The organism is Williamsia sp. z71, from assembly GCF_059553375.1.
The window spans coordinates 150,041-173,595 of record NZ_JCANWX010000010.1; the positions used below are offsets into that span (position 1 = coordinate 150,041).

22 protein-coding genes and 2 riboswitches are annotated in these 23,555 nt (G+C 63.8%); of the genes, 8 read left to right on the forward strand and 14 right to left on the reverse strand.

Going from position 1 to position 23,555, the window contains the following annotated elements; translation table 11 throughout:
* Positions 1-2: 2 nt before the first annotated feature.
* Positions 3-785, forward strand: a complete 783-nt coding sequence (locus AC51GR_RS22625) for a DNA-formamidopyrimidine glycosylase family protein (RefSeq protein WP_496326903.1) — start codon at positions 3-5, stop codon at positions 783-785.
* Here the strand turns inward: AC51GR_RS22625 and AC51GR_RS22630 are convergent.
* The gene (locus AC51GR_RS22630; RefSeq protein WP_496326904.1) at positions 748-2,028 is read right to left on the reverse strand and encodes an MFS transporter; all 1,281 of its coding nucleotides are present in this window, start codon (positions 2,026-2,028) and stop codon (positions 748-750) included. The two genes, AC51GR_RS22625 and AC51GR_RS22630, sit on opposite strands and share 38 nt — an antisense overlap.
* 325 nt (positions 2,029-2,353) lie before the next feature.
* Between AC51GR_RS22630 and groL (AC51GR_RS22635) the strand changes: the two genes are divergently transcribed.
* The 6 genes from groL (AC51GR_RS22635) to AC51GR_RS22660 all read left to right on the forward strand — a co-directional run bounded on the left by groL (AC51GR_RS22635) (position 2,354) and on the right by AC51GR_RS22660 (position 8,180).
* The gene (gene groL / locus AC51GR_RS22635) at positions 2,354-3,979 is read left to right on the forward strand and encodes a chaperonin GroEL (RefSeq protein ID WP_496326905.1); all 1,626 of its coding nucleotides are present in this window, start codon (positions 2,354-2,356) and stop codon (positions 3,977-3,979) included.
* Positions 3,980-4,153: 174 nt separating this feature from the next.
* The gene (locus AC51GR_RS22640) at positions 4,154-5,581 is read left to right on the forward strand and encodes a wax ester/triacylglycerol synthase domain-containing protein (protein WP_496326906.1); all 1,428 of its coding nucleotides are present in this window, start codon (positions 4,154-4,156) and stop codon (positions 5,579-5,581) included.
* Between the two features lie 514 nt (positions 5,582-6,095).
* On the forward strand, positions 6,096-6,224 hold the full coding sequence (locus AC51GR_RS22645; protein ID WP_496326907.1) for a hypothetical protein: 129 nt from the start codon (positions 6,096-6,098) through the stop codon (positions 6,222-6,224).
* Positions 6,225-6,341: 117 nt separating this feature from the next.
* Positions 6,342-7,337: an alpha/beta hydrolase gene (locus tag AC51GR_RS22650; RefSeq protein WP_496326908.1), complete on the forward strand. Its 996-nt coding sequence runs from the start codon at positions 6,342-6,344 to the stop codon at positions 7,335-7,337.
* A gap of 38 nt (positions 7,338-7,375) precedes the next feature.
* On the forward strand, positions 7,376-8,035 hold the full coding sequence (locus AC51GR_RS22655) for a DsbA family oxidoreductase (RefSeq protein ID WP_496326909.1): 660 nt from the start codon (positions 7,376-7,378) through the stop codon (positions 8,033-8,035).
* Complete coding sequence (locus tag AC51GR_RS22660; protein WP_496326910.1) at positions 8,028-8,180, forward strand: hypothetical protein; 153 nt, start codon at positions 8,028-8,030, stop codon at positions 8,178-8,180. The genes AC51GR_RS22655 and AC51GR_RS22660 overlap by 8 nt, the downstream gene beginning before the upstream one ends.
* Positions 8,181-8,321: 141 nt before the next feature.
* Here the strand turns inward: AC51GR_RS22660 and AC51GR_RS22665 are convergent, their stop codons facing one another.
* From AC51GR_RS22665 to solA, 5 genes are all read right to left on the reverse strand, one after another.
* On the reverse strand, positions 8,322-9,068 hold the full coding sequence (locus AC51GR_RS22665) for a GAF and ANTAR domain-containing protein (RefSeq protein ID WP_496326911.1): 747 nt from the start codon (positions 9,066-9,068) through the stop codon (positions 8,322-8,324).
* 268 nt (positions 9,069-9,336) lie between these two features.
* A complete protein-coding gene (locus AC51GR_RS22670; RefSeq protein WP_496326912.1) occupies positions 9,337-10,053 on the reverse strand; it encodes a GNAT family N-acetyltransferase in 717 nt (238 codons plus the stop codon).
* Positions 10,038-11,213, reverse strand: coding sequence for an LLM class flavin-dependent oxidoreductase (locus AC51GR_RS22675; protein WP_496326913.1), 1,176 nt, complete (start codon positions 11,211-11,213; stop codon positions 10,038-10,040). Before AC51GR_RS22675 ends, AC51GR_RS22670 begins: the two co-directional genes overlap by 16 nt.
* Positions 11,214-11,222: 9 nt before the next feature.
* Complete coding sequence (locus AC51GR_RS22680; RefSeq protein WP_496326914.1) at positions 11,223-12,125, reverse strand: glutathione S-transferase C-terminal domain-containing protein; 903 nt, start codon at positions 12,123-12,125, stop codon at positions 11,223-11,225.
* Positions 12,126-12,127: 2 nt separating this feature from the next.
* Positions 12,128-13,258 carry an N-methyl-L-tryptophan oxidase gene (solA, locus tag AC51GR_RS22685; RefSeq protein ID WP_496326915.1) on the reverse strand — a complete coding sequence of 377 codons (1,131 nt, stop codon included), beginning with the start codon at positions 13,256-13,258 and terminating at the stop codon, positions 12,128-12,130.
* Between the two features lie 242 nt (positions 13,259-13,500).
* Positions 13,501-13,618, reverse strand: a riboswitch (SAM riboswitch).
* A 192-nt stretch (positions 13,619-13,810) separates the two neighbouring features.
* Positions 13,811-13,923: riboswitch (SAM riboswitch) on the forward strand.
* 85 nt (positions 13,924-14,008) lie between these two features.
* Between solA and AC51GR_RS22690 the strand changes: the two genes are divergently transcribed.
* Positions 14,009-15,208, forward strand: a complete 1,200-nt coding sequence (locus AC51GR_RS22690; protein WP_496326916.1) for an aminotransferase class V-fold PLP-dependent enzyme — start codon at positions 14,009-14,011, stop codon at positions 15,206-15,208.
* Here the strand turns inward: AC51GR_RS22690 and AC51GR_RS22695 are convergent.
* From AC51GR_RS22695 to AC51GR_RS22730, 8 genes are all read right to left on the reverse strand, one after another.
* The gene (locus AC51GR_RS22695; protein ID WP_496326917.1) at positions 15,205-16,404 is read right to left on the reverse strand and encodes a PP2C family protein-serine/threonine phosphatase; all 1,200 of its coding nucleotides are present in this window, start codon (positions 16,402-16,404) and stop codon (positions 15,205-15,207) included. The genes AC51GR_RS22690 and AC51GR_RS22695 overlap by 4 nt on opposite strands.
* Positions 16,401-17,210, reverse strand: coding sequence for an alpha/beta fold hydrolase (locus AC51GR_RS22700; RefSeq protein WP_496326918.1), 810 nt, complete (start codon positions 17,208-17,210; stop codon positions 16,401-16,403). Before AC51GR_RS22700 ends, AC51GR_RS22695 begins: the two co-directional genes overlap by 4 nt.
* Before the next feature lie 168 nt (positions 17,211-17,378).
* Positions 17,379-19,028, reverse strand: a complete 1,650-nt coding sequence (gene groL / locus AC51GR_RS22705; protein WP_496326919.1) for a chaperonin GroEL — start codon at positions 19,026-19,028, stop codon at positions 17,379-17,381.
* A 54-nt stretch (positions 19,029-19,082) separates the two neighbouring features.
* A complete protein-coding gene (locus tag AC51GR_RS22710) occupies positions 19,083-20,108 on the reverse strand; it encodes an NAD(P)-dependent alcohol dehydrogenase (protein WP_496326920.1) in 1,026 nt (341 codons plus the stop codon).
* Positions 20,105-20,956 carry an iron-sulfur cluster assembly protein gene (locus tag AC51GR_RS22715; RefSeq protein ID WP_496326921.1) on the reverse strand — a complete coding sequence of 284 codons (852 nt, stop codon included), beginning with the start codon at positions 20,954-20,956 and terminating at the stop codon, positions 20,105-20,107. Before AC51GR_RS22715 ends, AC51GR_RS22710 begins: the two co-directional genes overlap by 4 nt.
* Positions 20,953-22,023 carry an amidohydrolase family protein gene (locus AC51GR_RS22720; RefSeq protein WP_496326922.1) on the reverse strand — a complete coding sequence of 357 codons (1,071 nt, stop codon included), beginning with the start codon at positions 22,021-22,023 and terminating at the stop codon, positions 20,953-20,955. Before AC51GR_RS22720 ends, AC51GR_RS22715 begins: the two co-directional genes overlap by 4 nt.
* A gap of 31 nt (positions 22,024-22,054) precedes the next feature.
* Positions 22,055-22,402 carry a propane 2-monooxygenase effector subunit MimD gene (gene mimD, locus AC51GR_RS22725; protein WP_495517091.1) on the reverse strand — a complete coding sequence of 116 codons (348 nt, stop codon included), beginning with the start codon at positions 22,400-22,402 and terminating at the stop codon, positions 22,055-22,057.
* Positions 22,399-23,535, reverse strand: a complete 1,137-nt coding sequence (locus AC51GR_RS22730; RefSeq protein ID WP_496326923.1) for an aromatic/alkene monooxygenase hydroxylase subunit beta — start codon at positions 23,533-23,535, stop codon at positions 22,399-22,401. Before AC51GR_RS22730 ends, mimD begins: the two co-directional genes overlap by 4 nt.
* Between the last annotated feature and the right edge of the window lie 20 nt (positions 23,536-23,555).

The window sequence follows — 23,555 nt, forward strand, 5'->3', positions numbered from 1 at the left end:
ATATGCCCGAAGGTGACACCGTGTTCCAGGCCGCCACACGTCTGCATCGTGCGTTGGCCGGAAAGACTCTGACCCGATGCGATGTTCGGGTTCCGAAGTACGCAACGGTGGACCTGTCCGGCGGGCGGGTCGAGGAGGTCGTCGCCCGGGGGAAGCATCTCCTGATCCGCGTAGGTGAGCACACCGTGCACTCCCACCTGAAGATGGAGGGCCGCTGGGACATCTACACAAAGGGGGCCCGGTGGAAGCGCCCGGCGTTCAAGGCCCGGATGATCCTGGAGGCCGGGCAGGTGCAGGCGGTGGGGTTCGAACTCGGAAAGCTCGAGATCCTCCGGCGCGCAGACGAGGACACCGCTGTCGGCCACCTCGGTCCCGATCTGCTCGGAACCGACTGGGACGCTGATGTCGCGATCGCAAATCTGGCCTCGGACCCCGCCCGGCCGATAGGTCTGGCGCTGCTCGATCAGCGGGTGCTGGCCGGCATCGGCAACGTATTCCGTTGTGAGATGTGCTTTCTGCGGCGCACCCATCCACTGGTACCGGTCGCCGAATCAGGTGATCTGCGCGAATGGGTCGACCTGGCGAAAAAGGTGTTGGAGTTCAACCGCAATCGTTCGATCCGGGTCACCAACGTCGACCGTCCCGGCGAACGGACCTGGGTCTACGGCCGGGCGAAGCGTCCCTGTCGGCGATGTGGGACCACCATCAGATCAGGGGAACTCGGCGGGGGCCCGGACCTCGAGAGGGTCATCTACTGGTGTCCGTCGTGTCAGCCGTCGCCGTGACCAGATTCTCCGCGATGGACGTGACGATCGGATCCGGCTCGGCCCGCCGCGCCGCGCGAGCGCGCCCGATGGCCACGGCTCCCGCGATGGCCACCAGGCACAGGACATACAGGCTGTAGCCGATGGCGGTCGGCCGCAATCCGAAGTGTCCGACCGCGATTCCGCCTGCCACTGCAGGCAGACTGAATCCGATGTAGCTGACCACGAACAGGGTGGAGAAGACCTGGCCGCGTTGCGCGGGATCGGTGGCGGCGATCAGCGCCGCCATGACGCCGGCAAAGGTCGCTCCGAACCCGAAGCCGGCAGTCGCCGAACCGACCAGGTAGATCGGCAAGGTCGCCGACATCGTTCCGGCCAAATTGATGATCAGTCCGGCGCCGAGTGAACTCAGCCCGACCCCGAGCTTGAGGTTTGCCGACCAGGTCGATGTCACCGCGGACGCGATGGCACCCGAGGTGAAGAACGTTCCGAGGATCAGTCCGGTGATCATGTGGTTGTCGACCCCGAAGATGCGCAGCACGATCGACGATCCCAGCGAGAGCGTCAATCCGCCCAGCGACCAGGTGGCCAGACAACCGAAGGCGGCCATCGCGAAGACACCGCGGACCGACCGTGGCAGGCCGGCGCTCGGACGCAGGACCCGCCATAGATGCCGGCGGGAAGTGAACCCGGTGCGGGTGGAGGTCTCGGGGATGAACATGATGCACCCGGCCGCCAGGACGAACGCGGCGATCAAGATCAGGAACACCAGTTCGCGCGGCATCGGGGCATATTCGATGAGGCCACCCGCCGCGATCGCGCCGGAGGCCAACCCGCCCAGCATCGCGGCCGAGTTGGTCAGGGAGCCGACGCGCGCGCTCGGTTGCTGATCGACCAGCGCGGCACTGAGCGTTCCGGTCAGGGCGCCGGCGGCCAGGCCTTGCAGCACGCGGGCACCGAGCAGGATCGGGACGCCGTCGGCCACGACGAACATCACCATGGAGGCAACGATCAGGGCCAGTCCGCCGAACAGCACCGGGCGCCGCCCGACGTGGTCGGACAGCGATCCCACGGTGAGGAGGCCGACCAGCAGAGCGATCACGTACGCCGCGAAGATGACGGTCAGGGTGAACGAGGAGAACCCCCAGAGATCCTGATAGATCGGGTACAGGGGAGACGGCGCCGACGACGAGAACATCATCGCGGCAGTGGTCGCTGCGATCACCGTGAACGCCGAGACCTGACCGAACTGTCGGGGTGCCATTCCAGTACTCAATCATCTCGACGCCGGAGTCATTCCTGAGCTCTGCGAATAAAACAGACTGTTCATTTTTGTGGGCAATTCGGCGCGCAACCGCTTGATGTGGGTCACACAACGGGCGGTTGGACGCCGAAGGACACAGGGCACGAGCTGCAGACCTTGCACTCGCATCCCTAGAGTGCTAAAACGAAACCTGGCACTCACCAACCGTGAGTGCTAGGTCGGAACGGTGAGACCGGTCCCAATGACACGACCGGTCGTCCGTCGCGGGCACCGAACCCGACTAAAGAACTTCCAGTGTCACCCCCTATCGGAGGATCACTTCGTAATGGCCAAGATCATCGCGTTTGACGAAGAGGCCCGCCGCGGCCTCGAGCGGGGCCTGAATGCCCTCGCTGACACCGTAAAGGTGACGTTGGGACCCAAGGGTCGCAACGTCGTGCTCGAAAAGAAGTGGGGCGCCCCCACGATCACCAACGATGGTGTTTCCATCGCCAAGGAGATCGAGCTCGAGGATCCCTACGAGAAGATCGGCGCCGAGCTGGTCAAAGAGGTTGCCAAGAAGACCGACGACGTCGCTGGCGACGGCACCACCACCGCCACCGTCCTGGCTCAGGCACTCGTCCGCGAAGGTCTGCGCAACGTCGCTGCCGGCGCGAACCCGCTCGGCCTCAAGCGCGGCATCGAGAAGGCTGTCGAAGCCGTCACCGAGTCGCTGCTGAAGTCCGCCAAGGAGATCGATACCAAGGAGCAGATCGCTGCCACCGCCGGTATCTCCGCAGGCGACCCGGCCATCGGTGACCTCATTGCCGAGGCCATGGACAAGGTCGGCAAAGAAGGCGTCATCACCGTCGAGGAGTCGAACACCTTCGGCCTGCAGCTCGAACTGACCGAGGGCATGCGCTTCGACAAGGGCTACATCTCGGGCTACTTCGTCACCGACGCAGACCGTCAGGAAGCCGTCCTCGAAGATCCGTACATCCTGCTGGTCTCCGGCAAGGTTGCGACCGTCAAGGACCTGCTGCCGCTGCTGGAGAAGGTCATCCAGGCCGGCAAGCCGCTGCTGATCATCGCCGAGGACGTCGAAGGCGAAGCCCTCTCGACCCTGGTCGTCAACAAGATCCGTGGCACCTTCAAGTCCGTCGCCGTCAAGGCTCCGGGCTTCGGTGACCGTCGCAAGGCCATGCTGGCCGACATCGCCATCCTCACCGGTGGCGAGGTCATCAGCGAAGAGGTCGGACTGTCCCTCGAGGGCGCCGGCGTCGAGCTGCTGGGCACCGCACGCAAGGTTGTCGTCACCAAGGACGAGACCACCATCGTCGAAGGCGCGGGAGACCCCGAGGCCATCGCCGGTCGCGTGTCGCAGATCCGTGCCGAGATCGAGAACAGTGACTCCGATTACGACCGTGAGAAGCTGCAGGAACGTCTGGCCAAGCTGGCCGGTGGCGTTGCTGTCATCAAGGCCGGCGCTGCCACCGAGGTCGAGCTCAAGGAGCGCAAGCACCGCATCGAAGATGCCGTGCGTAACGCCAAGGCTGCTGTCGAAGAGGGCATCGTCGCCGGCGGCGGCGTGGCCCTGCTGCAGTCCGAGTCGGCCATCGACTCGCTGAGCCTGGAAGGCGATGAGGCCACTGGCGCCAACATCGTCCGCGTCGCTCTGGAGGCTCCGGCCAAGCAGATCGCCATCAACGCCGGCCTCGAGCCCGGTGTTGTCGCCGACAAGATCCGTCACAGCCCGCTGGGAACCGGCCTCAACGCCGCCACCGGCGTGTACGAGGATCTGCTGGCCCGTGGCATCAACGACCCGGTGAAGGTCACCCGCTCGGCGCTGCAGAACGCAGCATCGATCGCGGCTCTGTTCCTCACCACCGAGGCCGTCGTTGCCGACAAGCCCGAGAAGAACAACGCACCGGCCATGCCGGGCGGCGACGAGATGGGTGGCATGGGCTTCTAGTCCACGCTTCCTGGCTCTACCGTTCTCCACTGAACCCGGTCACCATCTGGTGGCCGGGTTCAGTGCTGTCGTGGCACAGGTGCCGAATCGTGAGTTGAGTGAAAACGGTAACGAGCTTCCTCGGCGAGAGATATGGTGCCGAGCACCAGTAATGGATTTCCTTGAGGGAGTGTGATGTTGAGCAAGGTGCCGCCGGCGAGCCCGCAGCTGGCACCGCGCGATGCCGAGTTCGTCTACAACGAGAGTGATACGCACGCAGGGCATCTCATGGTCAGCTATTTCTTCGACGCCGATCAAGGATCCTGCGCGGAGGTCACCGAAGAGCAGGCCGTCGCCTGGATCACCGCTCGGCTCGGATATGCCGGCCTGTTCACCACGCGATTACAGCGGACTCCCTATGATCTCGACTATCCCCGGTGGGTACCGGCCGGCCGGCCCGACATGGGCCATCACGTGACCGTGCAGCACGTCAGCGCCGGGGGTTGGGAGCCGGTCCGTTCCTATCTGGGGCAGCTGCTCGCGCGGAAACTCGATATGACCAGGCCGCCGTGGGAAATGCATGTGTTGTGCGGCGTACACGGCCTCGATGATCTGCCCGGCCGGTACACCGTGGTCACGCTCAAGATCCATCACAGTGCGGCGGACGGACTCGCCACCAGGGAGCTGACCCAGGCGTTGTTCTCGACGTCCCTCGCGCCTGCTGGGCGGGCGGATACGCCACCGATGACCCGGACGGCGCAGCTGTCCCGAGGCCTGGTCTCGTTCCCCGGTAAGTCATTTCGGTTCCTGCAGGGGCTCTCGACGACCCGCCGCGCGGGAGTGGAGGTCGCGGAAGCCGAGCAGTCCGGCGAGATCGTTTCAATTCGAGACGATTTGGCGGCGACCAGGTTCAATCGCTCTCTGCAGGGCGAGGTTTCCGTCGATTTCATGACGCTGAAGATGGACGAGGCAAAGGCGATACAGGCCGCGGTACCGGGCGCAAGTTTGAACGATGTCTACCTCACCATCGTGGCTGGTGCATTGGTCGCGTACCTCGACAGCTGCGGAGAAGAACCCAGGGATCCGCTGTGCGCCATGGTTCCCCGGTCGATGCGTCGTATCGAGCACTGGGAGTCGGCAAACCAGCTGGCGATCCTGACGGTCGACCTCAACGTCGATGAGCCGGATCCATTGGTCCGGCTGCGCAAGATCGCCTCTGCTGCATCGGCAGCGAAGACGCGCAGTGAGCATCCCGCTGTGCGGGCCAAGAGCAAGCGGGTGGAGACAGCACCGGCATGGCTGCTGCGACTCACCGGTTTTGCGGTTCGGCACTATCCGCATGATTCTGATCGCGGCCGTCAGTCGCACACGACGGTCAGTAATATCCCGGTGACGGTAGATGGTTGTACATTCGCCGGATCCCCGGCCGTGGCGATTCTCGGTGGGCAACCACCGGTTGATGGCGACGCGCTTCGCCACTATCTCCTCGCCGCCGGCGATGGGAAGTTGATCATCAACTTCTTCAGCTCGTCTGCGGCCATGCCGGATCCGGATACCTATGTGCGCCTTCTTCGAACAAGTCTTGCAGACCTTTCGGACGCGGCGGCGGTCAGCGTGAATTGAGCGCGTATTCATCGAAGTTGACTCCCGATGTCTGCCGACGATTCTGGCGGTCTGTATTGGTTGGGAAGGCTCCCATGTTTTCGTCCCCGTATTGCGTTCGAACCCAGAATTTGATGGTGACCTTCAAGCTCAAAAATACTGTGCCGCAGGGGATGCGAAAAATTCGAGGAGAGAATTCCGCATTTCGGTCCAATTTCGGGAACGTGACGATAATGTGTCCTACACATCACAGGGAAGCCCGAATGTGATGTACCTCCCCATTCGAGTGGTCGTTGGCCTCTTGTGTAGAGCCCTGCCGACTTCTCGGTTACCAGCAAGAAAGTAGGCGCAACACATGGGATCTATCGAAGCATTCTTCCTGGCCGGCGGCGAAACCCTTCTGCCGAACATCATCACCATCATGTTGGGGTTGGACAACCTGCTCGGTAACTTCGTCGGATCGGTTGCCGGCTGACGGTGACCGCCGGTTGAACATCCTCTCTATGGCAACAGAAACTAGAAAAAGGAGATTGAAATGGGCAGTGTTGGTGACGTCGTCGGAACAATTGCTGGAACGATCCTTGTGCCGGTAACCGATTTGGCGGTTCGCGGACTCGAGGCTCTCGCTGCGCTGAGCGGCGGAACAGTCAAGGTTCCCAAGTAGATTGACGCCTGCCGTGGCCCGCACCGACTGGTGTGGGCCATGGCTGCGTGTTTGCGGTTCTCCAAGTGTTCAACCGACAGGCCGTGTCGGGCGTTGAAAAGTGGGTGGGTGGTGGCGGTGAGTCGGTTGTTGCTTCGTCGTGGTGTGATGACGCTGTTGATGGCCGTTGCAACGGTTTTGATGACCATGCCGGTGCAGGCCGCCGCTGATCCGGCTCGCGGCGGAGGGCTTGACGTGGCCGAAGCTGTTGTGGTGCAGCGGGACGTACCAAACGAGCGCACACTCCAACTTGCTGTGTTCAGCCCGGCGATGGGCCGCGATATTCCGGTGACTGTTTTGTTGCCGGCAGATCGCAGCCGCCCACGCGGGACCCTGTACCTCCTCGATGGCAACTCCGGCCAGGTGGAATCGAACAGTTGGTCGGCCGCCGACAAGGGGAACGCCGCGGCACTGTTCGCCGATGAGAACATCAATGTGGTTCTGCCGGTGGGGGGTACCGGAACTCTCTACACCGACTGGATCGACGAACATCCCGAATTCGGTGTCGTCAAATGGGAAACGTTCCTGACCAAGGAGCTGCCGCAGGCGTTGGAGCCGTACCTCGGTGCGAATGGGGACCGGGCGATCGGCGGGATATCCAGCGGCGCACAGGGTGCGGTGATGCTCGCGCAGCGGAACCCCGGTTTTTATAGAGCGGTGGCGGCCTACAGCGGGTGCTACTTCACCGAAGGGGTTGTGGGTACGACCCTCACCGACCTCACGGTGATCGGTTCGGGTGGGTCATCGCAGCTGATGTGGGGACCGCAGGGCAGCCCACAGTGGAAGGCTCATGACATTTTCGCCAATGCGGCTCGACTGCAAGGCACGTCGGTCTATTTGTCGTCGGGCAGCGGTCTCCCCGGTCCGGGTGAAGGTATTCCGATGCCACCGACCGCGATGGCCCTCGAGTTCGGCTCGAATCTGTGCACCGACCAGCTCACTGATGCGCTGCGCGCCAAGGGGGTGCCGGTGTCCCGCAATGCGCAACCGGTCGGCATGCACCTGTGGCCGTTCTGGCGGAGCGAATTGATCCACTCGATGCCGACACTGCGAGCTGCGCTCGGCGGCTCGTGAGGGGGAATGGCTTGCACGCAGAGGTTGTTGAACGTTGAATGTCCAACCCCATCACTGTCGACATCTGGTCCGACATCGCCTGCCCCTGGTGCTACATCGGTAAACGAAAGTTCGAGGCCGGACTGGCGGAGTTCGCTGGTCGCGATGACGTCGAAGTTACCTACCGCAGCTACGAGTTGTCCCCGGATACCCCGGAAGATTTTTCCGGGTCCTCTGTCGACTACCTGGTCCAGAAAAAGGGGATGCCAGCTGATCAGGTGGAGCAGATGCTCGACAACGTCAGCGGGATCGCCGCCGAGGTGGGCCTCCACGTCGACTTCGATACGGTGCTGCAGACCAAAACCCTCAAAGCCCATCAGGTGCTGCACCACGCCAGAGCACAGGGCAAGCAACTCGAATACGCCGAGCGGCTGTTCAAGGCGTACTTCGAGGAGGGCCGTCACGTGGGCCGTAGCGAGGAACTTGCCGACCTCGCCGCCGATGTGGGACTCGACCGGGAAGCGGTGATGGCGGTCCTGGAATCAGGTGAATACGCCACCGCGGTGGACGCCGACATCAATCAGGCTCGCGCTTACGGCATCACGGGCGTGCCGTTCTTTGTGATCAACGGGAAGTACGGCATTTCGGGAGCGCAATCGTCCGAGACGTTCACCGGTGTGCTCGACAAAGTCCGGGCCGAGGAGTCCAGCAATGTCTGATCCGTCGCTCAGCCCGTTCGACCTCATCGGTGACCCCGAGGCCGGCACGTGTGTCGACGGCACGTGTGTCGTACCCACGGCTACGTCGGCAGGGGACAGAAATCGGCTGAACGGTCCCCCGGGCGATACCCCGGCTCCTGCTTGACCCGGGTATCTAAATCGAAGCCTGCGGGCTGAAACCCCGACCTGCCGATTGACTACCCGGCTTACGGAGCCGCAAACCTTTAGCCGCGATCACTAAACTCGACCGGGGCGCTCGGGCCTTCGAACGCTGCACGTGAGGCCCCTACTCAGTGACACCAAATGGCAATGGATGGTCTTGCTCCACCAGTCGGGCCGCTACGTCTGCGACTCGGATGTTCGCGTCCTGCGAGAGCTTGCGTAGGAGCGCGAAGGCCTCCACCGCATGGAGGTTATAGCGTTCCATGATGATGCCCTTGGCCTGGCCGATGATGTCTCGGGAAGCCAGTGCGCTGCGGAACTGATTGCCCTTGCGGGCGGCGCCCAACGCGATGGCAGCGTGGGTGGCGAGGTCGACTGCGAGGTCTTCGGTGTCGGTGTCGAATGCATCGGCAACCTCGGCGTAGAGAGTGAGGGCCCCGAGTTCGTGCCCCTTGGTGTAAAGCTGAAGCGACAGGACCGATCGAATCGGCGTCTGTTCGTACAGCGCCGGCATCAGTTTCGGCCATCGCTGTTCCGTCTCGACGTTGTTGATCCGAACTGTGTACTGGTCCCAGATCGTATCGAGCCCGGGGCCTTCACCGTGCTCGTGCTGCAAGGCGTCGGCCTGCGCGGGAACCGGACCACTGGTCAAAACTGTTTCGAGAATTCCCTCGCGTCCGGGGCCGGGCTTTTTGATCAAGGTGATCCCGGCGTGGGCAACAGTCGGTAGCAGCGCCACGGAGGCCTCGGTAACATCCTTGAGTACCTGTTCAGCGGTCAACTGTTGATCGCGTGACCCATGCAACTCGCGGGCCATTTGCGCGATCTGGTCGTGTATGCCGGACTCGAGATCATTTTGTGGACTGTCCATCTGCTCGCTCCATTGCGCATCTCGCCGGGGTGGTCAAAATCAGTCGGCAGGCCCTGATCCAAACGTATCCGTCGCCGCACGGCGCCGGATACTGTGAAGCTGAGGACGTGGGTGCCCCCTCGGTCTGGAGGACCTCCACGTCACCATTTGTCAGCGATCACAGGGTGAACGCTTGGAGCTGGGCGATACTCCGAAGAGAATCCTACAGCCAGCCCGCCGTCGACAGCCCACGCGCCATTGTCGGCGACGTGTGCGCAATGCCCCTTGATCAGTGATCGGGGGACCGGACCACGGTGAAGGTGATGCGGGTCCGCAACCGAAAGCCCAGGTGTTTGTACAACTCGATGGCGTTGGTGTTCTCGGCCGCCGCGTGTAGGAACGGTGTCTCACCCCGCGCGTAGATTCCGTCGGCGACAGCGAGGACCAGCCGGGTGGCCAGGCCTTCGCCACGGAAGTCGGCGTCGGTACACACCGCGCTGATTTCGGTCCATCCGGGTGGATGGAGGCGCTCGCCGGCCATGGCGATGAGCCGGCCTTCGCGACGGATCCCGAGATATGTTCCGAGTCGGTATGTTTCGGGACTGAAAGGCCCGGGCTTGGTGCGGTCGATCAACGCGAGCATGTCAGGAACGTCGTCCGCGCCGAGTCGTACGGCGCCGGGTTCGGGCCGTGGCTTCAGCGTCTCTGTGGCAACCATCTGGACGCCCGGGCCGCTCATGACGATCTCCCAGCCGTCGGGCAGATCGGCCACGTCGACAGGCAGTGCAACTTCTTGTCCGGGGCCGATCAGATCGGCGAGATCGCTCCACGTCTGCGCATCGCCCAGATCACCGACCCCGACGAACGGCGAGATCGTCGGGAGGTATCGCCGCGCGCGGGTGGTGCCCTCGCTCAGATGCAGATGGGCTCCTATCAGGCTCTCCCACATGGCATTATCGAGTACAGCGGTGTCCGGTGTGGTCCGAGCTGTCACCGGCTGAGCCATTCTTTCGCTATGAGTTCGTACGAGCGCACCCGCGCCGCGTGGTCGTGCGTGATGGTCGTGATCGAGAGCTCGGCGGCTCCGGTGGCGTCCCGCAAGACCTCGAGTTTGTCGGCAACGGTGGACGGCGATCCGACGAATTGCGTCAGCACCCGGTCGCGGACCAGTTCGCGGTCGTCGTCGGTCCATTCCAGCGCAGCTGCCTGCGCCGGACTCGGGTACGGGATCGCGCCTTCGCCGCGCCGGATGCTGCGGACCCAAGGTGCATATCCGCTCGCCAATTCGGCTGCTTCGTCATCGGTTTCGGCGATGACCGCATCCACCGATACCGCCACATACGGTTCCGGGACGTCCGCGGACGGTTGGAATGCTGCCCGGTAGGCGTCGACCGCGTCGATGACCGTGCTCGGGCTGTGGTGATAACTGGCAACAAAGCGCAGACCCTTCGTCCCTGCGACGGCAGCGCTGGATCCACCGGAGGCGCCGAGGATCCAGACCTGCACGTCGGCACCAGCTCCCGGGGTGGCGTGAGCGGGAAGCCCTTGTGGACTGACATATGTGTCGTCGAGGAGGGCAAGAACGGTGGAGATCTGCTCGTCATAGCTCGGGGCGTACGCGCCGGGTTGCTGGAGCAGGTCGAGTAGGTGAGTGATGGACTTACTCGCAAACGCGCCGGCGATGTTGTAGATCTTGGGCAGGAGCAGACCATTGGGGGTGTATGTGTCCTCGGTGTGGGCCGCTCCGCCGCGGGCGGACAAATAGTTTTTTGCTGCGACTTCGGTCACCGATTCCGATCCCGTGGTCGTCTCCGGGGCGGGGCGAGAAATGGATCGTCCGATACCGAGGTCGAGGCGACCCGGGTACAGCGTGTTGATCAGGCCGAACTCCTCAACCGTCGCGAGCGGCGTCCGATGACCGAATTGCACTCCGGCCGAACCCAACCGGATGGTCGAGGTGGAACCTGCGATCAGTGCGATCTCGACGGCGGGTGATGAACCGAGGACCCCCGGATTCGTATGGTGTTCGGCGAACCAATAGCGGGTATATCCGAACTGTTCGGCGCGCTGGACCAGGTCGATGGTGTTGCGCATTGCGGTGGTGGTGTCCGACCCGCTGGGACGGGGCAGAAGGTCGAGTACCGACAGGGGGATGGGCGGTGCCATTTCGAACTCCTAGTGAGCTGCTGCGGACGACGTGATCGGCGACTGCCATTCATCGGCTACGGCGTCCGATGCGCCGAAGGATGCGAAATCGGTGGTGGCGCGAAATGCATCCAATGAGTACAGATCTCGGGCATAGCGCCACAGATTCGGGAAGTCGATGAGACGCCTGGTACCGGTCCTGGCCACCGCAGCATCGTGCCGAACCAGCGTCACCCAGAGCCGGACGTCGGCCAGGGTGACGTTGTCGCCGAGGAGGTATCGATCTTCGGCGAGACGGCTGTCGAGTTCTGAATATGCCTGATACACCGTGGCCGCGGCTTCCTCGGCAACCGAACCGGTTCCGGTGGCCACGTGTGCGGCGCTGTTGACCGTGGCTCGCAACCAGACTTCCAACTCGTCGATCTGCGGGCGCAGATCCTCTGGGTAGAGGTCGAACTCACTGGTGATCTGACGGCGATACTGCGACGCGAGATCGGCGTCGAGTGTGTCGAACGTGTTGCTCACCACCTGCTTCGTCTCGCGGTCCCACAGGGTGGGGACCGACACGTGGCCGTCGAAGCCGGGTTCGGTGGCCTCATAGGCATCGCGCAACAGGGTGAAGCCGTTCACCGGGTCGGGGCCGTGGGTCTCGCGGAATGCCCACCCGCGGGCATCGCGCGCACCGTCGACGTAGCTGACACTGATCACATCGGTGAGGCCGGCCAGCTCGATGACCAGCGTGACCCGCTGAGCCCACGGGCAGAACCAACCGGAATAGACGTGATAGCGATCAGCGACGGCCGGGTAGGGCGTGGATCCGTCGCCGCTGATACGTCCGGCGAATCGATACACCGGTCGGGTGTCGTCCGGTTCGCGAGTGATCGTGTACTCACCGTAGGTCTCGGTATCGGCTGGACTGGCGAATCTCGACATGGCTAGACAACCTTTTCTGCGGAGTGGGAGCGGAAGGAGAACAGCTCGGGGGCATCTTTGTCGGCGGTGAGGTCGGCGAGGAGGCGGCCGATGGCGGGCACGAACTTGAAGCCGTGTCCGGAGAATCCGGCGGCGACCGCAACCGGACCGCGGCGGTCGATGACGAAGTCGGAGTCGGGTGTGGTGGCGTACGTGCAGCTGATCGGGGTCAGTGCGTCGGCATCGACGCCGGGCACCCAATGGCGGACGTATTCCTGCAAGGCCTTGAGTTGCCGTGGTTCCGCCGTGAAATCGCGGTGGTCGGGGTCAACGACCGGTCCGGTTCCATGGAACCCGACCTTGACGCCTTCGGCACCCGAGGACAGGCCGTACACACCACCGAATTCGGGTGCGTTCGGTCCGTCCGGGTCGTGCAGGATCCCGAAGCTGGGCCACTCGGCGTCCTGGTCACGCGGTACAAAGTGTGCAGGTTGCTCTTGGGTGACGGTGATCTGTGGCAGCGGCACGATGCCCGACAACAGCTTCGTCGCCCAGGCGCCGGCCGCCACCACCACACGTCGGGCCACGTACTCCTGGTCATCGGTGCGTACGGTGACCGAGTTGTCGTCTGTGACGTCGATCGAGATCACCTGCGATTCGTGTCGAACCTCTGCGCCGAGGGCTGCTGCGCTGCGTTGTAGCGCGCTGACAGCGTTGTCCGCATGTAGTCGGCCGCTGTTGGGGTAATACAACGCGCGGCCGTCGAATCTGATTCCGGGCCAGCGCTGCGAGGCCTCGTCGGGCTCGAGCCACTGATGGACGAGTCCGAGGTGGGCGAGGGTATCGGAGATGGCGGTCAGACGGTGCGTCCATCCTTGGTCGACGCCACCGGTGATGGTGAGCAGCTCTGACCCGGACTCCTGTTCGAGTTCCGCCCACAGCGTTTCGGCCTCGCGGGCCAGCTCTACGTAGGGGCGCTCGGCGTAGGAGGTGCGAAAGATCCGTGACGCTCCGTGGGACGCGCCGTTGCGGTGTCCGGGTGAAAAGCGTTCCAGCAAAACGGTCTCGGTGCCTCGCCGGGCGAGTTGCCAGGCGGCGGCCGAACCCATCGCCCCGCCACCGACGACGACGGTGTCGACCCTTGTCACGCTCATGTGGATCGACCTGCTCCCTCGTGTTCGTGTCGCTGTTCGAGAGCAGGTACCGCGATGAGCCGGGTGTGGTGGTCAGGGGGACTGTCGACGATCTGCTCCTTGTTGGATCGAAGCCTGTCGGACCACACGGACATCAGGTGCTCTCCTGGTAAGTGGGTGCGGTGCTGACCACGCAGCGAGCAGCACGGCGGATGTGAATGATCATCGAACTCCTGGAGATATCCTCGGGCTCAGATGCCTGAACCCCGCGCTTGCCCCATGCCGGTGAAGGCTGGGACCGTGTCTTTGATCCAGGGCACCCCGCCGCGGTGGAGGGTTGCCGACCAGCAAGCTGGAACTTGGCGCTGATACTCGTTGACACAGGGCAGCTGTTGTCCACCAAGTGAATCCGGGCATCGTGGGGGCATGCCCGGGTCGGAGGATTTCAACTGTTGGACAGAACCATACGCACGCTCCTGCCCAAATCCGAAGGATGCGCGGAGTTCCGATCGCCGAGAAGTTAAAGCAAAATGGGTATGGACGACGCCGAAGAAGTCTGTTAGCGTCGTCGTCGGTCACGAGTACCAGCGCACAGCCCCGGCTTGCTGGTCAGCAACCCTCCATCGCGGCGGGGTGCTCCGGGTGAAGACCTGGCCTGTTCGAACCCGAACAGGCAAGCGCGGAACTCCCACGTCCGAGTTCGAACTGCCGCATCGGCAGGGTTCGAACTGGCGGCGCGTGTGGAATCCCTGACACCGGAGGGTGTGAGCAATGAGCACTGCAACACTGGGACGATCCTTGGAAGCCCTTGCAGCGATTGAGGGTTCGGATACCCGAGCGCCACTGAGTGATGGCTCGACCACGCGATACGTCAACTTCGACTACGCGGCGAGTGCGCCGGCTCTGTGCAGCGTCGTCGAGCGGATCACGCAACTCCTGCCGACGTATTCGAGCGTCCACCGCGGGGCCGGTTACGCGTCGCAGGTCACCACCCAGGCATACGAGAGCGCCCGCGCGCAGGTCGCGGAGTTCGTCGGCGCCGGGCAGCAGCACAGCCTGATCTTCACCCGGAACACCACCGATTCCCTGAACCTCCTGGCCGGCTGCGTGCCGGGTAAGGTCGTCGTCCTCGACCTGGAACATCATTCAAATCTGTTGCCGTGGAGGGATGTTCACGTGGTGCGGACCGCGAATACGCTCACTGCGACGATCAGCCGGGTGGAGACCGCCCTCAAGGACACCGGCGCGGTGCTGCTGGCGGTCACCGGCGCGTCCAACGTCACCGGTGAGATCCTGCCGATCGATGAATTGGCTGATCTCGCGCACCGCAATGGTGCCCGAATTGCCGTCGACGGAGCGCAGCTGGTTCCGCATCGCAGGATCGACATCACCGCCGCCGGCATCGACTACCTGGCGTTCTCCGGTCACAAGACCTATGCACCATTCGGCTCGGGAGTGCTTGTCGGACTCCGGGATTGGCTTGACGTCGCCGAACCATACCTGGCCGGTGGTGGTGCCGTTCTGAACGTCACCGAGCAGGACGTGACGTGGGCGCGGTCGCCCGCCCGTCATGAGGGCGGCTCACCCAACGTCCTGGGTGCGGCCGCGCTCGCGGCGGCCTGCGTAGAGATCGCGTCCCTCGGTGATGCCGTGGTTTCCCATGAAACCGCGCTCACGGAACAGTTGCGCAACGGCCTGGCAGAGATCCCGGGCGTGCACCCCCTGAAGATCTTCACCGACAGCACCGACGCCGTTGGCGTTGTCAGCTTTGTCGTCGACGGGCATCGGGCCGCTGAGGTGGCAGCCCATCTGTCGGCAGAACACGGCGTCGGTGTGCGCGATGGACGATTCTGCGCCCACCCGCTCTTCGATCGCCTGGGCCACGGTTCGGGGGCGGTGCGCGCCAGCCTCGGCCTCGGTTCGACCTCCGAGGACGTCGACCTACTGCTCACCGCCCTCCGAACCCTCTAGACCCCGGGGTCGGGGACACTGAGCGCCAAGAGCGCGGTGTCGTCTTCGAGGCCGGCACCGAAAGTGTCGAGCAATGCCCCCAAGTCCTCGATGATCTGGCCTGCCGACGTCGGTGTGTGTGCCGACGCGAACTCGAGCAGCGCACCGTCGTCGTCATACCGCTCGGGACCCGGTCCGGTCCGCGCCTCGGTGAGCCCGTCGGTGTAGAGGACGAGGGTGTCGCCGGCATCGAGATGGATCCGTGTCGAGACGAACCGGGGATCGCGCAGGATGCCGACCAATTGCCCGCCCTCGGTGCTCACGTACTGCGCCTGACCGGCGGCGCTGAGCAGCAGTGCGGGTGGGTGCCCACCACTGGCGAGGTGGACGTCGAAACCGTTGTCGTGGCGGGTGAGCACCCCGAAGATCACTGTGCAGAACCGTGGTTCGTCACCATGGTGATTGGCATGCAACACCGTGTGGAGGTTGTGTAACACCGCAATCGGGTCGTCGTCGTACACCGCCGCGGCGCGCAGCGTGTAGCGGGTCAGCGAGGTCACCGCCGCCGCGGTGGCCCCTTTGCCACACACGTCGCCGAGGAAGAACCCCCACTTGTGCGCCGACAGGGCGAACAGGTCGTAGAAGTCGCCGCCGACATCGTCGATCGACGCAGCGTGGTAGTGGGCCGCGGCCTCCATGCCATCGGGAGGTCGCAACGACGGTGGAAGCAGCGAGCGCTGAAGTGTCGAGGCGAGCAGCTGTATGCGCGCATGTTCTTCTTCGGCATGGCGCCGCGCCTCGAGCAACTGCTTCTCGTATGCGCGGCGGTCACGTGCGTCCTGTGCGGTGATGCGGATGAGCACGGCGGTTCCATCGGCGCCGATCTTCACGTTCGCGGTGACGAATACGGGCAGTCGTCGGCCGTCGGCCGCGACGAGGTCGACGGTGATTCCGTTCAGTACCCCTTCGAGCTGCAGCAGCGGTGCGAAGTGGGTTTCGTAGTGGATCCTCCCGCCTGCGGTGAGCAGATCGCTGAAGGGTTTGCCCAACAATGACGCTCGGTCCTGCCCGAGCCACACCGTCAGAGTGGTGTTGACCTTTGCGATGCACCCGTCCGGCCACGTCGACAGATACCCGCACGGCGCATTCTCGTACAGGTCTTCCAGACTCTCTTGGAGTACGTCCGGTGACCTGATATCACTGTGGTCCGTGTTCATCGACGGCCATCGACGAAGGCCGCGATGGCCTCGGCGGTGGGCACGGGGTTGCTGAGCTGGGGGCAGTGGCCGCTGGCGTCGAGCGTGACGAGTTCGCTGCCCTCGATCTGATCATGCACGTACGCGCCGACGTGCCGGGGCGCCAGAGAATCGCGCTCACACTCGATCACGAGGGTGGGCACGGTGACGCGTGCGAGATCGGTCCGGTTGTCGGACAGGAAGGTGGCGCGGGCGAACACCAGCGCCTTCTCCGGGTCGGTTCGACAGAACGATTCGGTCAACTCGCCGCCGAGCGCGGGTCGATCCGGGTTACCGACGATGTTCGGCGCCATCGACGCCGACCAGCCGAGATAATTGCTCTCGAGAGACTCGAGAAGTTCGTCGATGTCCCCACGCGTAAAACCACCCCGATATCCATCGGATTCGTCGTCGACATAGCGCGGTGAGGGGGTCAGCAACACCAGCTTGGCGAACCGGTCGGGTTCTTTGGCCACAGCGAGGACACCGATCATCGACGCGACCGAGTGACCGACGAACACCACGTCGCGTAGATCCAGTTCGACGACGATGTCGAGCACATCCTGCGCATAGGTCTCGAGGTTCGAATACCCTTCAGCGTCCCACGCGGCCGGATCGGAGGCGCCGGCGCCGACGTGGTCGAACAGCACCACCCGATGGTCCGGAACCAATCGCTCGGTCACCCGAAACCATAGGTTCTGGTCGCATCCGAATCCGTGGGCCAACATGATCGTCGGCCCGTCTTCGCGCCCGACGATATTGACGTTGTTCTTCGCGCGCACATTCACGTGCTCATCCTCGCACCTGATGTGAAATCCCGTGGGCGGGCCGTGCCCGAACATGATCGGCGCGCAGCCACCCCCGTCCGCCGCGGTCAGTGTCGCGCGGCCGAGGCGGTGAATGCGCAAGGCCTCGTGCAGCTGAGTTGGTCCGGCGAGATGGTCATCACGGTGCCGTCAGTAGATGTTCGAAGGACGGACCATGCCCTCGGCGAGGTCGCCGAATCCGGGAGCGACGATGGCACCGGGATTCTGGATGACCTCTTCGACGACCAGGGTCTCGGTGGTCAGGAGCAGCGCCGCGATCGACGCGGCGCTCTGCAGTGCCGAGCGGGTCACCTTGAGCGGGTCGATGATCCCGGCGGTGAACATGTCGCCATAGGTGTCGGTCACCGCGTTGAAGCCGTGCCCTTCCGGAAGGTCGGCGACCCGCTGCACCGCCTCGTCACCGTCGTAGCCGGCGTTGATCGAGATCCAGCGAAGTGGTTCTTCCACTGCGCGCCGGACGATTTCGCGGCCCTCGGCGGCGTCGCCGGTGAGCTCGAGGAGATCGAGTGTGGCCTGCGCCTGGATCAGGGCGGTGCCACCACCGGCGACGATCCCTTCCTCCATCGCGGCCCGGGTTGCCGACAGCGAATCCTCGACGCGATGCTGCTTCTCTTTGAGTTCGACGCCGGTGGCCGCGCCGACATGGATCATCGCGACCCGGCCGGACAACCTGGCGATCCGCAACTGCAGGTTGTCCTGGTCGTGTTCGTTCTCGGTTCGGTCCAGCTCTTGTTCGAGTTGATGGATGCGGGCCCGGACCTCGGCCATGTCACCGCCTCCGTCGACCATCGTTGTCGACAGTTCGGTCACGGTGATCTTCTTCGCCCGGCCGAGGTGTTCGAGACGGACGTCGGCCAGGGACAGGCCCGAGTCGGCACTGACCACCCGGCCACCCAAAATGGCTGCGAAGTCCTCCAACTCGGCAACCCGTCGATGGCCGAAGCCGGGAGCCCGCACGACCACCGAGCGGAACGTGTCGTGCATGTTGTTGGTGATCAGCATCGACAGCGCCGGACCATCCATGTTCTCGCACAGGATCAACAGCGGCCGCTTGCTGCGCTGCACCTGCTCGAGCACCGGCATCAGGGTCTGCACCGTGGTGATCTTCTGATTGGTGAGCAACACGTAGGCGTCGTCGAGCTGTGACTCCATCCGGTCCTTGTCGGTGACGAAGTAGGGGGAGATGTAGCCGTGGTCGAACTCCACACCGTCGACGTACGACAGCCCGAGACCGAACTGCGGCCACTCCTCGACGCTGACCACACCACCCACCCCCACGTGGGTCATCGCCGCCGCGATCACATCGCCGATGTCGGGATCGTTGTTGGCCGACAGCATCGCCACGTGCCGGAGTTGTTCCTCACCGGTCACTGCCCGGGAACGTTGTTGCAGCAGAGCAACCACCGCCTCGACCGCCTTCTCGATACCGCGCTTGAGTTGCATCGGATTTGCGCCGTTGTCGACCGCGCGGAGGCCCTCACGCACCATTGCCTGGGCGAGAACCGTTGCAGTGGTGGTACCGTCGCCGGCCACGCCGTTGGTCTTGGTGGCGACCTCTTTCACCAGTTGCGCTCCCATGTTGGCGTAGGGGTCGCGGAGCTGGATCTCCTTGGCGATGGTGACACCGTCATTGGTGATGGTCGGGGGCCCGGTGAGCTTTTCGAGTACCGCGTTGCGGCCCTTGGGCCCGAGGGTCACCTTGACCGCATCGGCAAGGGCATTGACCCCCATCTCCAAGCGGCCCCGAGCGTCCGAACCGAAGCGCAGATCTTTTGCCATTGTGCACGCACCTTCATGTGTAGACGAATTGAAAAGCGATGTGGGGTAGGTGATCTACGGGATGAGAATGGCCCGCCCCCGCACGTTCCCGGCGTCGAGGTCGGAGAGCGCGGTCGCGAAATCGGCCAGCGGATAGGTGCTGGTGTGCAACGACACCTTGCCCTGCGCCGCGAGAACCATCAGTTCGACGAGGTCGTTGTAGGAGCCCACCAGGTTGCCGATGAAGTTGATCTCGGTGGAGATGATGTCGATCGTCGGAATCGACAGCGTGCCACCGTATCCGATCACGTAGTAGTTGCCCGCCCGACGCAACATCGCAACACCGTCCTCGATGGCGCCGCCCTCACCGACGAAGTCGATGACGGCCTCGGCGCCGTTGCCGTCGGTGAGGTCGAGAACCTGCTGCACCTGGGTCCCGTCCGCGACAACGGTGTGGTGGGCGCCCAATTCGGCGGCCAGCGCGAGCGCCGGCTCGGACCGGTCGACGACGATCATCCGGGCCGCCGACAATGCCGCCAACACCTGGACCCCGATATGGCCGAGACCGCCGGCGCCGATCACCACCGCGGTGTCCCCGGGCCGCAGGAACCGGGCTGCCTTCGCAACCGCGTGATAGGCGGTCAGGCCGGCGTCGGCCAGCGCCGCGACATCGGCAGGTTGCAGTGACGAATCGAGTCTGACCACGGCGCGGGCATTGGTCTTGAGGTACTCGGCGTATCCGCCGTCGCTGTCGATACCGGGGAATGCCGAAGCGCTGCAATGCACATCGTCACCGGCGCGGCAGGCCCGACACAAACCACACGTCGCCAGTGGATGCAGGATCACCGGATCGCCCGGTGAGACCGAGGTGACCGCGCTCCCGACCTCCTGGACCCAGCCGGCGTTCTCATGTCCGATGGTGTACGGCAATGTGACGCCCGACTTCTGTTCCCACTGGCCCTCGATGATGTGCAGATCGGTGCGGCAGACACCGGCGCCGCCGATCTTCACCACCACATCCAAGGCACCGTCCGCATGCGGATCGGGGACCTCCACCAATTCGGGTTTGGTGTCGTAGGCCGACAGTTGCACCGCTTTCATGACTCGCTCCTCATCGTTGGCATCCCAAGATCAGTGCCCGCCGATTCACCTACGCTGCTGCCGGTTCCGGGGGTGCTGTCGTCGCCGTAGCGGGTGGTCAGCAGACCCCGGCAGAAAATCCCGTTGCCTTCGATGCTGACCCGCACGGACTTGGCAAAACGCAACCGTTTGGGCAGGGCATCCGCGCCGATCGGGGTTCCGTCGTGCTCGACCATGACCAGCGCGGAGTGCCCCGACCCCAAGCCGACATCGCCCCGGCGACGCACCAGTGAATCGAGTTCGTGACCGGTCGGGAGGTCACCGATGGTCAGCGCCGAGAACCTGTCGATACCAACGCCGTCGGCCGACAACCGGCGTGACATCCGTTCCAGCGCCGCCAGATAGGCCTTGCGCTGGAACGTCTGACGGAGTTCTTCGAGCTCATCGACCGCCAGTCCGGGAAAGGACCCGGAGAAACCGGCCCGCGCCGCGACCCCGCCGTTGATCTCCTCGGCCGCGAAGTGATCCTCCAGCCGCACCACGGTCCGGTCGACCTCCGGCAGTGCGGCCACCGCGTCATAGGCGTCCGCCACCATCAGATAGGCGAAATTGGGTGCACAGAAGTATGTCGGGAGGCGCAGCCGGATCGCGACCTCGATGCCGGAACCCGTGGTGCCCAGATCAACCGACGTCACGAACTTCAGGTCGGTGATGGGCTCGTCCAACTCGGGATCGCGCACCGTTCCCAACGCATCCCAGACCCGCCGCGCCGTCGCCGCCGATCCCGTACCGACTGAATCGGGCCAACTGATGAGCGTCCGGGCCGGACCGTTTGCCACCGTCCGGGCCGGACCATTTGCGACAGTCATACCGTGACCGACGCCGATGATGACGAGGTCGGCGTTGCCGGACTGCTCCCGACCGGCTTCTCGGCAGGTGCGGACTCGTCGGGCTGGATCCGGGCCTCCTCTGGAACGTCGAAACCGTAGAGCTTGGCCGCGTTCAATCCCAGGATCTTCTTGCGGATCTGGGTGTTGAGCGTGCCGTACTCGGACTGCATGTCCTCGGGAATCTGGAAGTCGACGAACTTCTCGATCAGCCAGGCCGGCTTCCAGATGGCGTAATCACTGGCAAACGTCAGGCGATCCTCGCCGACCCAGTAGAGCAGCTCGCCGATGATCTGCGCGAAATACCGTGGCCGGGTGTGGATGAACGGCATCGCAACTGCAAGGCCCCCATAAACATTCGGTTCCTGCGTGGCGATCCAGCAGAAGTCCTCCAGGCGGGGTAGACCGACATGCTCGACAATGAAGTTGAGCTCCGGAAATGCCGTCGCCACGTCGTCGACGTCGGCGACGTCGAACGCATCCCGGTTGAGGGGATAGATGGTCGGGCCCTTGTGGATGTGGATGTTCTTGATACCGAGTTCCTGGCACTTCTCCAGGTAGCGGTACGACCAGTCATCGGTGAGCTTGTATCCCTTGGAGTCGCCCTTCCACTCCGCGGTGTAGAGCTTGACGCCCTGCAGATTCCACCGGGCGGCCAGCTTCTCGAGGTCTTCGAGCCCGGCCTCTCCGTTGCGCGGATCCCAGGCACCGTTGGTCATCAGCTTGTCCGGATGTTTCTCCGCCAGTGCACCGTTGCGTTCTGTGGTGTTGAAACCGTCGATGTAGAAGTCGCTGAGGTAGGTGGGCTGGAAGATGCCCTTGTCGACGTACCCGACCTCGAACAGGTCGTGCATCAGGTCGTCCTCGGTGTAGCTGCCGAACTTCTCCAGCGTCCACTTCTCCGATTCCGGGGACAGGTTCGCGTGATAGTCATAGAAGCAACCGGTGAAACCCTTTCCGTACCGGTTCTTCTGATTGCGTGGTCCACCGTTCCAGAAGTGGATGTGGCTGTCCACGATGTAATAGTTCTCGCCATCCTTGTTGTACATCGATTGCTCCAATACTGGTGAGGGATGAGGGTTACTCGACGACCTTGAGGTCGAAATCGATGAACTCGGCGGCATCCTCGGGGTTGGCGAACAGCATCGTCCGGTCGTCGAAGTGGACCATCCGCCCGTAGTGGGTGGACATGATCTCCTCGAAGTCGGACTGATCGAACTCGGAGCCGAGCGCATTGGTGATCTCGTCGAAGTCGAAGGTGAGGACCTTTTGCCCGTCGACGCGGATCATCGACGGGAATTCTTCGATCTCGACACCCTCTTTGCGACCCATGATCTCGGCGACCACATAGCCGTTCTGGTTGTTCATCAGGGTCACACCGCACATGTTGGACGATCCGATGTCGGCGCCAAAGGTCATCTCGCTCATGCTGACAGCTCCTTCGATACGGGAATGTTGAGGTCTTCGAGGACGGTCCGCAGCCCGGTCTTGGCGGCGGCGAACGAATCGGCGAACGGCACGTGCCGCTCGGCGGGCTGCGACCAGATCGGCTGCAACTCGCGCGCGGCGGCCAGGCTCAGCGGAATCCACTTGTCGGCCCAGGTGGCGAGCAATTCGCGATTGGCCTGCCCGTCGTCGGGGTCGGTCACCAGCATCCGCAGCATCGCCCGGGTGTACCCGAGGTCGCGGTTGTAGTCGTGCTCACCGGAGCCGACCAGGGAGGGGGTGACGTAGTCGCCGTTGCGGGCCGCGATCTGCATCACCAGCAGCGACCGGAACAGGACCCCGACGAGTTGTTCGAAGATGATGTTCGTGGCGAACACCGCCTCGGCCCAATCGCCCTCGGAGGTCAGCAGTTCCACGTTCTCTCGCACACCCTGCCAGACCGGGTCGGACTGCCACACCTCACGGTGCACCGCACCGTCGAAGCCGTCGATCGTGTCGGTCAGGTCGAGGTTGTAGAGCGCGAGATCCTGCGCGAACCGCATCTTGTGGGCGGCGTTGACGCAGATGGCGTTGTTGAGCATGTTTGTCGGTGCCGAACGCTGTGCCGCGGTGAACACGTGTAGTCCCAGGCCGTTCTCGGCGTGCATCCAGGCACCGAGGTTGCGCTCGATGAACGTCGCCCAGCTCGGGGTCCAGGAGTTGTAGGCCCCGACCAGTTTTGCGTTCGCCAGGTTCTGCTGGATCTGCCGCACCACGTTGGCGTTGTTGCGGTAGATGGTCTGCTCCCATTCTTCGTTGGGGTCACGGAATTGGTGCCAGTCAGCCGATTTCAGCGCTGTCCAGTCCTTCGGATAGCCGCCGGGGCCGTCGGCGAATCCGTAGATCCAGCCCTGACTGAGGTGCCGTTCCGGGTCGGGTTGGACATCGAAGGTGACGTCCTCGTAGGTGGTGGCCCGCATTTTCGCGGGCTTGAAGTAGTTGTAGCTGCGGCTCTTGGAGCTCGGGAAGTCGAGAGCTCCGGCCTCGGCATCGGTGAAGTGGGGCTTCGGGAAACTGCGGACCGGTTTCCCGTTCTCGCCGCCGGTATCGGGTTTGGGGGCTGCGGGGGCGCTCATTGTCGAACTCTCTTTCGGTC

Bases quoted from the DNA above. Each gene is read 5' to 3' on its own strand.
- AC51GR_RS22695 (WP_496326917.1), bottom strand. From the start codon at position 16,404: ATGAACACGGACCACAGTGATATCAGGTCACCGGACGTACTCCAAGAG.
- groL (WP_496326905.1), top strand. From the start codon at position 2,354: ATGGCCAAGATCATCGCGTTTGACGAAGAGGCCCGCCGCGGCCTCGAG.
- AC51GR_RS22625 (WP_496326903.1), top strand. From the start codon at position 3: ATGCCCGAAGGTGACACCGTGTTCCAGGCCGCCACACGTCTGCATCGT.
- mimD (WP_495517091.1), bottom strand. From the start codon at position 22,402: ATGAGCGAGATGACCTTTGGCGCCGACATCGGATCGTCCAACATGTGC.
- AC51GR_RS22660 (WP_496326910.1), top strand. From the start codon at position 8,028: ATGTCTGATCCGTCGCTCAGCCCGTTCGACCTCATCGGTGACCCCGAG.
- AC51GR_RS22630 (WP_496326904.1), bottom strand. From the start codon at position 2,028: ATGGCACCCCGACAGTTCGGTCAGGTCTCGGCGTTCACGGTGATCGCA.
- AC51GR_RS22720 (WP_496326922.1), bottom strand. From the start codon at position 22,023: ATGTACAACAAGGATGGCGAGAACTATTACATCGTGGACAGCCACATC.
- solA (WP_496326915.1), bottom strand. From the start codon at position 13,258: ATGAGCGTGACAAGGGTCGACACCGTCGTCGTCGGTGGCGGGGCGATG.
- AC51GR_RS22730 (WP_496326923.1), bottom strand. From the start codon at position 23,535: ATGAGCGCCCCCGCAGCCCCCAAACCCGATACCGGCGGCGAGAACGGG.
- AC51GR_RS22645 (WP_496326907.1), top strand. From the start codon at position 6,096: ATGGGCAGTGTTGGTGACGTCGTCGGAACAATTGCTGGAACGATCCTT.
- groL (WP_496326919.1), bottom strand. From the start codon at position 19,028: ATGGCAAAAGATCTGCGCTTCGGTTCGGACGCTCGGGGCCGCTTGGAG.
- AC51GR_RS22715 (WP_496326921.1), bottom strand. From the start codon at position 20,956: ATGACTGTCGCAAATGGTCCGGCCCGGACGGTGGCAAACGGTCCGGCC.
- AC51GR_RS22680 (WP_496326914.1), bottom strand. From the start codon at position 12,125: ATGTCGAGATTCGCCAGTCCAGCCGATACCGAGACCTACGGTGAGTAC.
- AC51GR_RS22675 (WP_496326913.1), bottom strand. From the start codon at position 11,213: ATGGCACCGCCCATCCCCCTGTCGGTACTCGACCTTCTGCCCCGTCCC.
- AC51GR_RS22690 (WP_496326916.1), top strand. From the start codon at position 14,009: ATGAGCACTGCAACACTGGGACGATCCTTGGAAGCCCTTGCAGCGATT.
- AC51GR_RS22670 (WP_496326912.1), bottom strand. From the start codon at position 10,053: ATGGCTCAGCCGGTGACAGCTCGGACCACACCGGACACCGCTGTACTC.
- AC51GR_RS22655 (WP_496326909.1), top strand. From the start codon at position 7,376: ATGTCCAACCCCATCACTGTCGACATCTGGTCCGACATCGCCTGCCCC.
- AC51GR_RS22665 (WP_496326911.1), bottom strand. From the start codon at position 9,068: ATGGACAGTCCACAAAATGATCTCGAGTCCGGCATACACGACCAGATC.
- AC51GR_RS22710 (WP_496326920.1), bottom strand. From the start codon at position 20,108: ATGAAAGCGGTGCAACTGTCGGCCTACGACACCAAACCCGAATTGGTG.
- AC51GR_RS22640 (WP_496326906.1), top strand. From the start codon at position 4,154: ATGTTGAGCAAGGTGCCGCCGGCGAGCCCGCAGCTGGCACCGCGCGAT.